Origin of the sequence: Corallococcus sp. AB038B, from assembly GCF_003668955.1 — a bacterium.
Classification (GTDB): Bacteria; Myxococcota; Myxococcia; order Myxococcales; family Myxococcaceae; genus Corallococcus; species Corallococcus exiguus.
Genome location: NZ_RAWO01000001.1, coordinates 1554066 through 1567199, shown reverse-complemented (window position 1 = coordinate 1567199; position 13134 = coordinate 1554066). Strand labels below are relative to the sequence as shown.

Here is a 13134-nt window from a genome sequence, read left to right as displayed (position 1 = left end):
GTTCCCAATCGCCCCCGGGTCGTCTAAGGGCGGTGCACCATGGCTGAACGTCTTGCCCTATTCGTCACCGCCGCGCGCGGCACCGAGGACCTGCTCGCCGAGGAGCTGAAGGAGCTCGGCGCCAAGCGCATCCGCCAGGACCGAGGCGGCGTGCGCTTCATGGCCTCGCTCGACGAGGCCCTCAACGTCTGCCTCTGGTCCCGCATCGGCATGCGCGTGCTCTATCCACTGGGCGAGTTCGAAGCGCATGGTGCCCAGGGGCTCTACGACGCCGTCGCCAGCGTCCCGTGGGAGGAGCACCTCACCACGAACGTGACGTTCGCCGTGGACGCGAACCTGAAGGACACCGAGCACGCGCACTCCGGCTTCGTAGCGCTGAAGGTGAAGGACGCCATCGTGGACCGCCTGCGAGACAAGCTGGGCTCGCGGCCGGACGTGGACACGCGCAACCCGGACGTGTCCGTGGTGGCGCACCTGGTGAAGGAGAAGCTGTCCCTCTCCCTGGACCTGTGCGGCGACCCACTGCACCGGCGCGGCTACCGCGTGCGCCCCACCCCCGCGCCCCTGAAGGAGAACCTGGCCGCGGCCCTCCTGCGTGCGGCGGGCTACACCGGCACGGAGGCGCTGGTGGACCCCATGTGCGGCTCGGGCACCATCGTCATCGAGGGCGGCCTCATCGCGCGCAAGCGGGCCCCGGGCATCAACCGGGGCTTCGCGGTGGAGCGCTGGCCGCACCTGGGCGTGCGCGCGAAGGAGCTGCTCGCGGACCTGCGCGCGGACGCGCGGCGCAACGAGCGCAAGGTGGAGGTCCCCATCCTCGGCTTCGACAAGAGCGACGAGGCCCTGGAGGCCGCGGACCGCAACGTGAAGGCCGCGCGACTGGGCGAGGAAATCCAGCTCGCGGAGGGCGACGCGACGAAGCTCCCGCCCCTGCCCGAAGGCGGCGGGCTCGTCCTCACCAACCCGCCCTATGGCGACCGGCTTGGCTCCGGCGGCCAGAAGGGCATGAAGACCTTCTACTTCAAGCTGGGCGACTCCCTGCGCGCGCTGCCGGGCTGGCGAGTCTGGGTGCTGTCCGGCAACCCCGCCTTCGAGAGCGCCTTCCACGCGCGCCCCATGGCCCGGCGCGACGTGTGGAACGGCCCCATCCCCTGCACGCTGCTGGGCTACCGCGCCCCGTCGCTGCCTCCCGGCTCAAAGCCGGTGCTCGGTGCGCCGGGCGAGTCGCTGGAGGTTGCTCCGGTGCGTCCAGAGCATCAGGACGAATAGGCCCGCGGTGAGCAGCACGTACTCGCGGGAGGGCGCGGTGAGGAACGCGGTGGCGATGGCGACCACCGCCGCGGACAGCGAGCCCACGGAGCTCACGCGCCACCGGGCCACCACCAGCCCGTAGATGATGGCCCCCGCGAGCGCCGCCTTGGGCACCAGCACCACCAGCACGCCCAGCGCGCTGGCCACGCCCTTGCCGCCCTGGAGCTTGAGCCACACCGGGTACACGTGCCCCAGCACTGCGGACAGGCCCACCAGCGCGTGCGCTTTCGCATCCCCGGGCAGGTAGTGCACGGCCAGCGCCACGGGCAGCACGGCCTTGAGCGCGTCCAGGAGCAGCACCACCGCGCCCAGCTTCTTGCCGGCGACGCGCGTGACGTTGGTGGCGCCGATGTTGCCGCTGCCGCTGGCGCGCACGTCCACCCCAAGGAACCACCGCGTCAGCAGCACGCCGAAGGGGATGGAGCCGCAGAGGTAGCCCAGCAGGAGGAAGGCGGAGAGCACGGAAGAGAACAGGGTCCCGCCCTTCAGGACAGCAGGTGCGGGAAACGGGTGTGCACCACGACGTAGGCGTAATTGACCAGCAACACCAGCGGGAACGCGATGCGCACCCACCGCCACTCGCGCTCCTCCAGCTCCACCTCCGGGATGGGCAGCGCGAAGAGGAAGTGCAGCACCGTCGCCACCGCGGCCAGCGCGAACAGCAGCGCGCACACGGTGCCCAGGGGATTGGCCTCCCACGCCCCCGGGATGTTGAAGTGCGCGACGCGGTCCGCCACGCGGGTGAGCCCACAGCCCAGACAGGGCCAGCCCGTGTGCTCGCGCAGCACACAGCCCCAGAACGGGATGATGCGAGCCACGGGGACGTAGCGCCCCACGAGCAGCCCCCCGAGCCCGACGAGCCCGAGCCATTCGAATGTGCCCAACCGGCGGTTGGGGGCGGGGATGGTGACCTTCATGCGCACCTCGCGCCGAGTGTGCGGGACAAGTCGCGAGGATGGAAGGGGTGCCTTGCCGGGCCCCGGAAACCTGGGCTAAGCGAACGGGCATGCACATGCTCCGCACCGCCCTCGTGATGCTGGTCGCAGCGCCCCTCGTGGCCCTCGCGGCGGACAAGACGCCCAAGCCCGCCGCCAAGGCCGCGGAAGCGTCCAAGGCCGAAGCCGCGGCGAGCGACTGCCACCACCCCGCCGACGCGAAGACGCCCGAGGCCGCCAAGGCCGCCGACACCGGCTGGACGCTCACCCGCGGCGAGCCCCTCAAGGGCGAGAAGACGGTGAAGCTGGCGGAGCTGCTCGCGAAGCCCCAGGCCCACGACGGCAAGGTCGTGCGCGTGGAGGGCCAGGTGCGCAAGGCGTGTGAGAAGAAGGGCTGCTGGATGGAGCTGGCCCAGGACGCCAAGAGCCCCGGCGTGCGCGTGACGTTCAAGGACTACGGCTTCTTCGTCCCGCTGGACTCCGCGGGTTCGCAGGCGCGCGTGGAGGGCGTGGTGAAGGTCGCGGAGCTGAGCGACGCCCACGCGAAGCACTACGAGGCCGAGGGCGCAATCGTCCCCCGTGGCACCGACGGCAAGCCCCGCGAGATTCAGCTCGTGGCCTCGGGCGTCGAGCTGCGCCGCTAGCCGCGATGGGAGGCCGCAGTTTCAGCATGAGGGGCGTGCAGGGCGCGGCCGACCGGGCCGTGCAGCACGCCCGCACGTGGCTTCTGGAAACGGAGCCCGGGTCGCGAGTGCACGACGTGCAGTTGGATCCGCGCTTCCAGCACCGGGGCGTGGACCTGCTCTGGGAGCTGCCCTCCGGAGAGGTGCGCGGCATTGAAGTGAAGGGCGACCGCCAGGCCACCCGCCGCCGCTACTTCTTCGAGCTCATCTCCAACCTGGAGAAGGACACGCCGGGCTGCTTCCTCTACAGCGGCGCGGATTTGATGCTGTACGTATTCCTCACGCAGGGGGAGCTGCACGCCCTGCCCCTGCCCCGGGTGCGCGAGTGGTTCCTCCCCCGCGCGAAGGAGTACGCCCTCAAGCACGCCTTCACCCAGACGGGCGCCATCCGCTACACCACCGTGGGCGCGGTCGTGCCCGTGCGAGACGTGGCGGAAGGCGTGCCCGGCGTCACCACCGTGAAGCTCAAGCGCGCGGCGCCAGAGAAGCCTGACTTGAAGCCCGGCACGCCGGACACGGAAGGCGCGACGCCCGCCGCGGCCAGTGAGCCCGCGGCGCCCGAGGCCCCGGAAGCCCGGAGCCCCCGGCGCACGGGGACCTGAAGCCCGGCCGACTAGCGGCGGCGCTGCGGCTGCGCGTGCTGGTGACGGTGCGCCCGGTGGCCCGGGTGCATCTTGTCGTGCAGGGCCTCCAGCCGCTCCTGCGTGCCCATCAGCTCCAGGAGCGCGGACCGGTCGTTCTGCTGCTTGAAGACGTGCTCCAGGCGGGGCACCAGGTCCAGCGCCAGGTGGATGTCGTTGGCCTTCTCCGCCTCCGCCAGCAGGCCACGGCCCTCGACGGACGCGTCGATCCACGCCTGCAGGTGGATGAGGCCGTCCACCGCCAGCAGGCGCGAGATGGGCGCGCGAGCCATGTCGTGGATGAGGTTCTTGAGGTCCTGGATGGCGGGCTCGCGCTCGCCCTTCGCGGCGCGCACCACCGCCTGGGAGATGCCACGCCGGTCGGGCAGCAGGAACTCCTCCACCTCGGCGAACGCCGAGGCGTCGTCCAGGTGGCCCTGCGCGGCCAGCGACTCCGCCAGGCTGTCGAACAGCTCCGCGTCCTTCTCCGAGAAGGGCGCCAGCGCCTCCTGGAGGAACGGCTGGGGCAGCGCGCCCTTGTCATCCACCGCCAGCTTCGAGCGCAGGGCCTTCACGTGCTCGAAGGAGGGGGCCACCGGGGCCTCCTTCGCGCCGTTGAGCTTGTGCACGAGCACCTGCATCAGCGTCGCCAGGGACGTGGTGAACTCCTGCGGGGACACGCGGTCCGGCATCCACCGGCGCCACAGCTCCACGGCCGCGGCCACGACGTAGTCCTTGAAGGGGCCGGTGCCCTTCCACTTCGCCGCCCACTGCTGGGCGATGCCGAGCGGATAGGCGGACTCCGCCAGCTTGCGGTAGTCCTCTTCACCCACCGGGATGCCGTAGTGCCCCAGCGTGCTCAGCAGGGCCTCCGTCGAGTAGTCCTTGAGGCCCGTCTTCTGCCACGACTTTTCCACCCGCTGCGTGCTCACCAGATGCTCTCCGAGGCCATGCGAGTGCCGGCCATCGGCCCCGCTGCCCATCTTCTAGCGAAAGCGGAGCCCGGCGAATACGGCCTTTGCGGGCCCCGTCAGGCGGCGGACGGCTGGGGCGGCGGGCGGCCCGGCACGATGGGCCACACCGTGGGCTGGCGCCGCCCGTCCTCCACCCGGCGGGCCATGTACGGCTCGCACCCGCGCTCCTTGAAGGCCTTCTTCCACGCGGCGAAGCTGCCCCCTGCGCGCCAGGCGTCCATGGCCGCGAGCCCCGCCTCCGGACCGCACTGGGCCAGCATGTACTCCACCCAGGCCCAGCGCGCGGACGTGGGCCGCACCTCCGCCCGCCCTCGCAAGCCCTTGCGCAGCCGCTCCAGCTTGTTCTCCACCTCGCGCAGCCCCGCGAAGGGCGCCCCGTCCAGCGGCGTGTTGCGCTTGGCCACGAAGGGCGCGACCCCAAGCGCCACCGGCAGGATGCGCGACAGCTCCGTGGTGAAGCGGATCAGCTCGTCGATGTCCGCGTCCTCTTCATGGGGCAGGCCCACCACGTTGTAGACCTTGAGCTGCTTCATGCCCGCCGTGCGCGCGAACCGCGCGGCGCGGACAATCTGTTCCTCGGAGTGCTTGCGGTCCACCAGGTCCCGCATCTTCTGGGACGCCCCGTCCGCGGCCACCGTGAGGCTCATCGCCCCACCCCGCCGGAGCTGATCCACCAGCTCCTGCGTGAGCCGGTCCGCTCGCAGGGAGGACACGCCCACCTCGCGCCCGGAGTCCACGATGGTGCGCAGCAGCTCCACGATGCGCGGATGGTCCGTCACCGCCGCGCCCACCAGCCCCACGCGCTTCGCATGCTCCGGGATGAGGGACAGGACGCGCTCCGGAGGCACCGTGCGCATGCCGCCATTCGTGGTGCGGCGCATGACGCAGTAGTGGCAGCCACGGGAGCAGCCCCGCTCCGGCTCGATGAGGAACATCGACCGGAGCTCCGTGTGGGGCGTGATGATCTGCGTGCGCGCTGGCAGCCGGGCGTCCGTCGCCTTCGCCACGTGGTAGCGCGCCCCACCCCGCCCGGGCACCCGAAAGCCGGGGACCTTCGCCAGGTGATCCAACAGCGCCTCGCGCTCCATGGAGGCGGCGGCCTCCAGCAGCACGTGGATCAAATCCTCCGCCTCCCCCTGGACGAGCACGTCCACGAAGGGCTCCAGCGGATCCGGGTTGGAGAACGTCAGCGGGCCGCCCGCCACCACCAGCGGATGTCTGGCATCCCGTTCCGATGAAAGAACCGGCAAACCAGACAAATCCAACATCGTGAACAACCCTGAAAGCTCCAATTCATAGGCAACTGAAAAGGCAAGCATTTCAAAGCTAGACACGGGTGCCTGGGATTCCCAGGTAAACAATGGCGTCCGTGTTCTCTTGTATGTCTCGACATCATCGGGAAGGAAGACACGCTCGGCGGTCGCGCCCGCGTGCTCATGCACCTCCCGGTAGATGGCCTGGTAGCCCAGCGAGCTCATGCCCACGTGGTAGGGGCTCGGGTAGCAGAGCGCGACCCGGTAGGGCGCCTCCTTGCGGAGCGTCCCTGCTTCGTCCGCCAGCAGTGAGCAGACGTGCTCGATGAGTTCGTAACGGCCCTCCATGGTCCTCCCGACAGTGGATTCCAGACACCTAACAACAGCGCGGCCCCGGACCGCCACTCCCGCGTGGGGGAGGGGCTGCCGGGGCCGCGTTGGCCTTCAGGGTCGGTCAGTGCCGACTACTTGAACGACGGGATGCTCTCCGACGGGACGCAACGGCCCTCGATGTAGTCCGGGTCGTCATCCGGGCTGCCGAAGTACTCGAGCCAGAAGCGAGCCGGAACCGCCTCGCACTGCAGCGCGAAGTCCGGGTTGATACCCGAGCCCGAGCCGCAGTTGGCGAAGCCCTCATCCGGATCCGACTGGTCCGCGCGAGGATCGCACGGGGTCGCCGGCCACACCGCACGCATGACGTACGTGGAGGTGCAGCCATTCCGCACGAACGTCACCTCACCCGACATCTGGGTGCCGGGAGAGCTGGGCGACGAGTACACCTTCACGTTCTTCAACGTGTAGGAGATGTTCGACGTCACACCGGCCTGCGTGGGGTTCACGGTGGCGGTGTTGAACTCCGGCGCGAGGCAGAAGTCGTCCGTCGTGTCCGCGCTCAGGCCACCGGTGACCTGGAGGCTGTCGAACGTGTTGTTCGCGTCCGCCGATCCCAGCCGGGCCATGTACTGCGGCCGAACCACGAGGATGTTGCTCCCCGTCTTCGGGTCCGCGAACTTCCACACGCCCAGGTTGTCACCCACTTCGAGCGCCTCGGCCGCGGTGCAGGCAGTGCCATCCGCACGGGTCGGGCCGCTCACGACGTCATACTTCGCCCACCAGTTCGCGAAGCTCGCGTCCTGGACGATGCAACCGGGATTCGGCTGCTCGACGTCGCAGGCGGTCAGGCTGCCCGCGGCCGCCACCATCACCAGCGATGAAAGAATGCTCTTGCGCATGATGCTGATCTTCCTCACGTGGTCGGGTGGTTAGAACGTGTACCGAACACCGAAGCGGATCTGCCGCGGCGCCTGGTAACGGTCCGGGTTCTTGTAGTTCTGGTTCACGTCTTCGTAGGCCAGCTTGCCACCCGCCGCCGCCGGGACGTTGCCCGCGCTGTCAGCAGTGGGCAGGTCCGCCACGGAGCCCGGGGTGTTGGTCTTCGCGTCGTACACCGGGAGCACCTGCTCGAAGGTGTAGGACTCGTCGACGCTCTCCACGCCCTGGAAGTTGAAGAGGTTGAACACGTCCAGGGTGAAGGACACCACGCTGTCCTTGCTCACGCGGTAGTTCACGCCGACGTTGGAGTCGACGCTGTTGATCCACGGGGTGCGACCGCCGCTGCCGCGCGGCAGGATGAACGTCTCATCCTGGCCGTAGCCCGGGTACGCGCCAAGGTAGCTGATGGGCGTACCGGAGTTGCCGCGGTAGGACAGACCGATGCTCGCCGACAGCGCGTTGGAGATGTTGAACTCCTTGGCGCCGAACACCTTGATGGCGTGCGTGCGGTCGAAGGGCAGCAGACCCGAGCGGTTGTTCAGGAGGGCCACCAGGTCGAAGTCCGCGAGGATGTTCGGGTCGAGCTGGTTGTTCTCCGGGCGGAACAGACCGGGGTAGTTGCCGTACAGGCGGGACCACGTGTAGCTCGCCTGCGCCAGCCAGCCTTCCGTGAACGTGCGGTTCAGGTAGACGGTGACCGCGTCGTAGTCACGCACGGGCGTCGGGAACTCCTTGGCGAAGCCGCTGCCAGGGTTACCGAGGAAGTACGTCTTGCCGTCATCGCGGCTCATGTCCTCGATGACCTTGCCCATGTCGCGGTGCGTATACGTCGCGCCCAGGCGGGTGTTCGCCAGGAGCTCGTACTCACCGCCGACCACGACTTCGTCGGAAGACTGGGGCTCGATGTCCGGATCGACCGGCTCGCTCTGCACCAGACCGCCGCTGAAGTACTGGTTGGAGTTCAGCGTGGCCTCGGCGCGGGGCACGATGTACTGGCGATCCGAGCAGTTGCCGCGCTGGCCTTCCAGCGTGGACGGGTCGCAGCCCGCAACATCCGACCCCGGCTCCGTCAGGTAGCGACGCGCGCTGAAGCGACGCTCACCCGGGAAGGCGCGGTCCATCATGTTGAGCGGAACCTGCTCGTAGTAGCGAGCGAAGTTCACGAACAGCTTCGCGCGGCCGTTGGCGAACGGATCCACCACGGCGCCGATGCGGGGCGACCACTGGTTGGCCAGCTTCAGCGCCAGGTTGCCGTCGCCGCCGTACATGTTCTGCACGTCGTAGCGCACGCCGAGGTTCAGCGTGACGCGGTTGGCGATGGACCAGCTGTCCTGGAGGAAGCCACCGATGGTGGTGCCGCTCGTGGACGACTGCTGCAGGGTCTCGAACACCGGGGTGTCCGGGGCCGTCTGGTAGCCGTAGCGACGGTTGTCCGACCAGATGCGACGGGTCACGCCGTTGAGCTGCACATCGCTCGCGGCACCAGCCTCCTGGAGGAACACGCTACCGGAGTAGGCCTTCTTCTGATCGAAGGTCAGGAACTCCGTGTCCACGCCCGCCTTGAACACGTGCGTGCCCAGGGCGTTCAGCAGGTAGGTGGCCTTGGCGTTGATCTGGTAGCGATCCAGCGTCGCCTCGGACATGAAGCCGGGGCCGCCCACGTAGTAGTTCGTCGCCGGGCAACGAACGGCCTGCTCGGCCGCCGTCGTGCCGCAGTACTCCGCGGCGTTGGGGACGTTCTCGAACGTGGTGATCGGGCGACGACGCGTGTACATGGCCAGCGAGTAGCCCGCCAGGCCGTCCGTCGAGCCGATGGCGCTGCCGTCCGCCGGAGGCGTACCAGCGGTCTGGTGGAACCAACCGAGGTTGGCGTCGACCAGGACCTTCTTGTCCATGAAGGCGCCGGCGTACTTGAGAGCGAGCGCCGTGGTGTTGGCGCGGTTCTCAGTCTGGCCGATGTCCTCAGGGCGCGAGTTCTGCGCCGCCGGCAGACCACCCGAGCGGGGGCTGATCTGCAGCTTGCCCAGACCACCCGACACGGTCGGGGTGCCGTTCAGGGCGAACGACACGTTGTGGTCCTGGTTGATGAGGTACGTCAGCTTGCCCATGAACTGGATCGTGCGGGAGTCGGCGAAGTACGTCCGCTCGGAACCCGGGATCTGCTGGACAACGCTGAAGCCGTTCGCATCCTTCGCCACCGCGCCGTCGTCATCCAGCGTGAAGGCGTTGAGCGCACGGGTGTGCTCGTAGCGCTGGAACGACGGCGCGAAGCCGGCGAAGAACCAGAGCTTGTCCTTGAGGATCGGACCACCGAGGGTGGCGCCGAAGTCGCCCAGGTTGCTCAGGGCGTTCAGGCCGGTGATCGTGGTGCCGTCCTCGATGACCAGCTTGCGGTTGCCTTCCGCGAAGCCCGGCGTCCAGTTGGCGAACACGGAGCCGTGGAACTCGTTGGAACCGGACCGGGTCACCGCGTTGATCACACCGCCCGTGGAGCGACCGAACTCCGGCATGTAACCGCCGGTGATGATGTTCACGTCCTGCACGAACTCGATGCTCAGCGGGCTGGCGTTCACGCCGAAGGCCGGGTCGTTCGTGGACAGACCGTCCACCACGTAGCCGTTCTCAGGCGAGGTCGTGCCGTTGATGGACACGCCGTACTGGTCGGACTGGGCGCCCGGGGCGAGCTCGGCCAGGGACTCGAACGAGCGCGTCGCGCCGCCCTTGCCAACCGGACGGGCCACCGCGATGCGCTTGATGAACTCCTGATCCACGTTGACGCCCTGGTTCGTCGAACCGACGTCGATCGTCGGCGGCGTACCAATAACGTCAACCGTCTGCGTGAAGGAGTCCGGAAGGAGCTCCACGTTCACGCGGATGGTGCGGTTCAAGAGCAGCTGGATTTCGGGGCGGGCGTAAGGCTTGAACGTCTCCTTCTCGAACCGCAACGTATACGTGCCCGGCGGGAGCTGGGGAATACGGTAGTTACCCTGTGCGTCAGTAACCACGGTCTGCTCGCCCTGCAGGTTGGGCGAGGTGGCGGTCACAACGACATCTGCTGCCGGCTTCTTGTCCTCAGTATTGAGGACAGTGCCGATGATGACGCTGGACTGCGCGAAAGCCGCGGATCCGTACAACAGACCCGCAGCAAGGACGACTCCGGTTTCCCGAAGTACTTGTTTCACTTGCATACCTAACCCCTCCAAGGTGGGCTGCAACCGAAAATGACTTGGGAAAATATCCGAGGTCAAGCAGTTGTCAATAGACCGTTGCTTTTTGGTGACCAGTGGGGCATTGCGCGATCACGGCAGCGGCACCAGACACGGTTGCTTGAACCCGGAACCCTTTTCTGTATGGTGGCCGCCCTTCGATCCGGGCATGGCGGGGACGGGTAGTCCACTGGTGATGAGGAGTTACTTGCATGTTCGATTCAGTCCTTGACCGCGGCCAAGGACCCAGGTCGCGCTTCGGCGTGGGTGCTGGCGTTTCCACGCTGCTCCACGTTGGCCTGCTGGGTCTTGTGGCCTATCTCTCCACGCGTCCGCCTCCCGTGGAGGAGAAGGAGGTCGAGGTCACGCTGAAGGCCACGATGGCGCCTCCGCCTCCGCCGCCTCCGCCGCCTCCCCCGGCGTCGAAGCCGAAGACGGAGAAGAAGGTCACGCCCAAGAAGCCCAAGGACGTGATCGTGCAGCCGAAGGAGATCCCGCAGCAGAAGCCCGAGGAGACGGAGACGGCGCCCGAGCCCGAGGAAGAGGCGAGCGAGTCCGAGGTCGAGGGTGGCGTGGAAGGTGGCGTCGCGGGCGGTGTGGTGGGTGGCGTGGTGGGTGGCGTGATCGGTGGCGTGGTGGGCGGTCAGCTGGGTGGAACGGGCACGGACGTGCTGGCGTTCGGCCAGGGCATGACGCGTCCTGAGAAGATCGCGGGTCCCGAAGTGTCCTATACGCGTGAGGCCATTGAAGCGCGCGTGCAGGGCCTGATGATCGTGAAGTGCGTGATCACGACCGAGGGAAAGGTCGAGCGCTGCCGCACGATCAAGCCGCTCCCTCACATGGAGCAGGCCGTGATGGACGTGCTCACCGCCTCACGCTACAAGCCGGTCACGTTCCAGGGCAGGCCGGTCGAAGTGCAGTACACGTTCAACTTCAACCTGAAGCTGCCGCGCTGATCCAAAGCAGGCAGCCCCGCTTGAGCAGTCCGCCGAACATCACCTCGCGCTCGTGAGGAGGAGCGCTCCACAGCCATGCAATTTACCCTGCTTGATATCTGGCACCACACGGGCCTCTTCGCCCGCATGATCATCTTCACCCTTGCCATCATGTCGGTGGCGTCGCTGGTCGTCATGGCGGAGCGGGTCATCGTCTTCCGCAAGACCCGCTCGGACAGCCGCAACTTCGCCGCCAAGATGGGCGCGATCCTCGCGAAGGGCGACCTGACCACCGCGGCGAACACCAACCTGGGCAAGGACGTGGGCCACCTGGGCCGCGTGATCAACTCCGGCCTGACGGCGTACCGGATCACCCCCGGGAACAAGGACCTGGCGGTGGAGTCCGTGGCCCGCGCGCTGGAGCGCCAGGCGCAGCGCGAGGTGCAGAGCCTCAAGCGCGGCCTGGGCCTGCTGGCCACGGTCGGTTCCACGGCGCCGTTCGTCGGTCTGCTGGGCACCACGATGGGTATCGTGAACGCCTTCCAGCTGATGGCGGCGGCGGGCTCCGGCGGTCTGGCGACGATCTCCGCCGGTATCTCCGAGGCGCTCATCACCACGGCGTTCGGTCTGCTCGTGGCGATCCCCGCGGTCATGGCCTACAACTTCCTGCAGGGCTGGGTGGATGCCCGCTCCGTGGACATCTCCGAGTCCTCCAACGAGTTCCTGGACGTGGTGGCCCGGCACGTGGGCGGCGGTTCGTCGCACGCGGCCTAGTCGTAGCCCCACCCTGGGACGTCCCCACCCATGAGGGCGGTCCGGCTGAGAAGCCGCGCTGCCCCAGGGTGGGCGTTCCTTCCCGGATACAGGTGCACGCATGGGAATGTCAGCAGGCCCCAAAGGGGGCATCAAGAGCGAGATCAACGTCACGCCGCTGGTGGACGTGGTGCTGGTGCTCCTCATCATCTTCATGGTCGTGACGCCCATGCTCCAGCGCGGCAAGTCCGTGGAGCTGCCCAAGGCCACGGAGATTGAAAAAGAAGGCAAGACGGACGCCGATCCGCTGATCCTCTCCATCACCCCGGACAAGAAGATGTTCGTGGAGAACGATGAGGTCGACGAGAAGGGTCTCCAGGAGAAGATCGCCGCGGAGCTGGTGAAGGATCCAGGCAAGAAGATCCTCCTGAAGGGCGACAACGCCCTGAACGTGGGCGACGTGCGCAAGGTGCTGGACACGGCCCGCAAGGCGAAGGCGAAGCAGATCGCCCTGGGTGTGGAGGAGAAGAAGTAATGTCCCGAGGACACAAGCAGCGTCAGTGGGTCAAGCCCGCGTCCGCGCCGAACTCGGAGATCAACGTCACGCCCCTGGTGGACGTGGTGCTGGTGCTCCTCATCATCTTCATGGTGGTGACGCCCCTCCTGGAGAAGGACATCCTCGTCCGCGTCCCGGAGACGGAGGTGGAGGAGAACCAGCCGCCGCCGGAGCCCGATGATCAGCAGATCGTCGTGCAGGTGGACAAGAGCGGCGCCTACTCCATCAACACGGAGCAGATCCCCGCTTCGGACTACGTCGCCCGCCTCAAGCGGATGCTGAACGCCAAGAAGCCGGACGAGAAGGTCGTCTTCTTCATGGCGGATGACGCGGCGAACTACGGCAAGCTGGTGGTGGCGCTGGATGGCGCCCGTGCCGCGGGAGCGAAGATCCTGGGCATGGCCACCGAGCTTCCCCAGAACGCGGTCATCCAGGGCACGGCCACGCCGGACGGTGCGCCGCCCGCGCCCCCTGCCCCGCCGACTCCCTGATCCACGCCTTCCGTCAGGGCTGACGCGCGGACACGCCGTCACCGATTCCATCCGAAGCCCGCTGGCGTTCAGACGCCAGCGGGCTTCTTCTTTTCAGGCCCCCAGGTCCCTGCTTGGGACCCGACGTCTGCCGCGTGGGATGGCC

At 67.9% G+C, this 13134-nt stretch carries 13 protein-coding genes; 7 read left to right on the top strand and 6 right to left on the bottom strand.

Features of this window, described 5'->3' with window-relative positions; genetic code table 11:
* The first annotated feature begins 39 nt into the window (after nt 1–39).
* Nucleotides 40–1269 (top strand): class I SAM-dependent RNA methyltransferase, encoded by a 1230-nt coding sequence (locus D7Y04_RS06520; protein ID WP_120597567.1) that lies wholly within the window; start codon nt 40–42, stop codon nt 1267–1269.
* Here D7Y04_RS06520 and plsY read toward each other — a convergent pair.
* Both plsY and D7Y04_RS06510 read right to left on the bottom strand, forming a co-directional pair.
* Nucleotides 1195–1773: a glycerol-3-phosphate 1-O-acyltransferase PlsY gene (plsY, locus tag D7Y04_RS06515; protein WP_120597568.1), complete on the bottom strand. Its 579-nt coding sequence runs from the start codon at nt 1771–1773 to the stop codon at nt 1195–1197. The genes D7Y04_RS06520 and plsY overlap by 75 nt on opposite strands.
* Before the next feature lie 23 nt (nt 1774–1796).
* On the bottom strand, nt 1797–2228 hold the full coding sequence (locus D7Y04_RS06510; protein WP_120566606.1) for a DUF2752 domain-containing protein: 432 nt from the start codon (nt 2226–2228) through the stop codon (nt 1797–1799).
* Nucleotides 2229–2317: 89 nt separating this feature from the next.
* On the opposite strand from D7Y04_RS06510, the gene D7Y04_RS06505 reads away from it, so the two are divergent.
* Nucleotides 2318–2890, top strand: a complete 573-nt coding sequence (locus D7Y04_RS06505; RefSeq protein WP_169849395.1) for a DUF4920 domain-containing protein — start codon at nt 2318–2320, stop codon at nt 2888–2890.
* 26 nt (nt 2891–2916) lie between these two features.
* Complete coding sequence (locus tag D7Y04_RS06500; RefSeq protein ID WP_233601284.1) at nt 2917–3531, top strand: hypothetical protein; 615 nt, start codon at nt 2917–2919, stop codon at nt 3529–3531.
* Nucleotides 3532–3542: 11 nt separating this feature from the next.
* On the opposite strand, the gene D7Y04_RS06495 is transcribed toward D7Y04_RS06500, so the two are convergent.
* The 4 genes from D7Y04_RS06495 to D7Y04_RS06480 all read right to left on the bottom strand — a co-directional run bounded on the left by D7Y04_RS06495 (nt 3543) and on the right by D7Y04_RS06480 (nt 10236).
* Nucleotides 3543–4481 carry a hypothetical protein gene (locus D7Y04_RS06495; protein WP_171807225.1) on the bottom strand — a complete coding sequence of 313 codons (939 nt, stop codon included), beginning with the start codon at nt 4479–4481 and terminating at the stop codon, nt 3543–3545.
* A gap of 98 nt (nt 4482–4579) precedes the next feature.
* Entirely contained in the window at nt 4580–6124 is a 1545-nt protein-coding gene (locus tag D7Y04_RS06490) for a radical SAM protein (protein WP_120597572.1), read from the bottom strand.
* A gap of 116 nt (nt 6125–6240) precedes the next feature.
* Complete coding sequence (locus D7Y04_RS06485) at nt 6241–7008, bottom strand: hypothetical protein (protein ID WP_120597573.1); 768 nt, start codon at nt 7006–7008, stop codon at nt 6241–6243.
* Nucleotides 7009–7038: 30 nt separating this feature from the next.
* Nucleotides 7039–10236 (bottom strand): TonB-dependent receptor, encoded by a 3198-nt coding sequence (locus D7Y04_RS06480; protein WP_121758639.1) that lies wholly within the window; start codon nt 10234–10236, stop codon nt 7039–7041.
* A 230-nt stretch (nt 10237–10466) separates the two neighbouring features.
* Between D7Y04_RS06480 and D7Y04_RS06475 the strand changes: the two genes are divergently transcribed.
* The 4 genes from D7Y04_RS06475 (at nt 10467) to D7Y04_RS06460 (ending at nt 12989) form a co-directional block, all read left to right on the top strand.
* Entirely contained in the window at nt 10467–11210 is a 744-nt protein-coding gene (locus D7Y04_RS06475; RefSeq protein ID WP_120620545.1) for an energy transducer TonB, read from the top strand.
* Between the two features lie 75 nt (nt 11211–11285).
* Nucleotides 11286–11963: a MotA/TolQ/ExbB proton channel family protein gene (locus D7Y04_RS06470; RefSeq protein WP_120575935.1), complete on the top strand. Its 678-nt coding sequence runs from the start codon at nt 11286–11288 to the stop codon at nt 11961–11963.
* Nucleotides 11964–12063: 100 nt separating this feature from the next.
* Nucleotides 12064–12477, top strand: coding sequence for a biopolymer transporter ExbD (locus tag D7Y04_RS06465; protein ID WP_014394198.1), 414 nt, complete (start codon nt 12064–12066; stop codon nt 12475–12477).
* Entirely contained in the window at nt 12477–12989 is a 513-nt protein-coding gene (locus D7Y04_RS06460) for a biopolymer transporter ExbD (RefSeq protein ID WP_120599649.1), read from the top strand. The genes D7Y04_RS06465 and D7Y04_RS06460 overlap by 1 nt, the downstream gene beginning before the upstream one ends.
* The last annotated feature ends 145 nt before the right edge of the window (nt 12990–13134 follow it).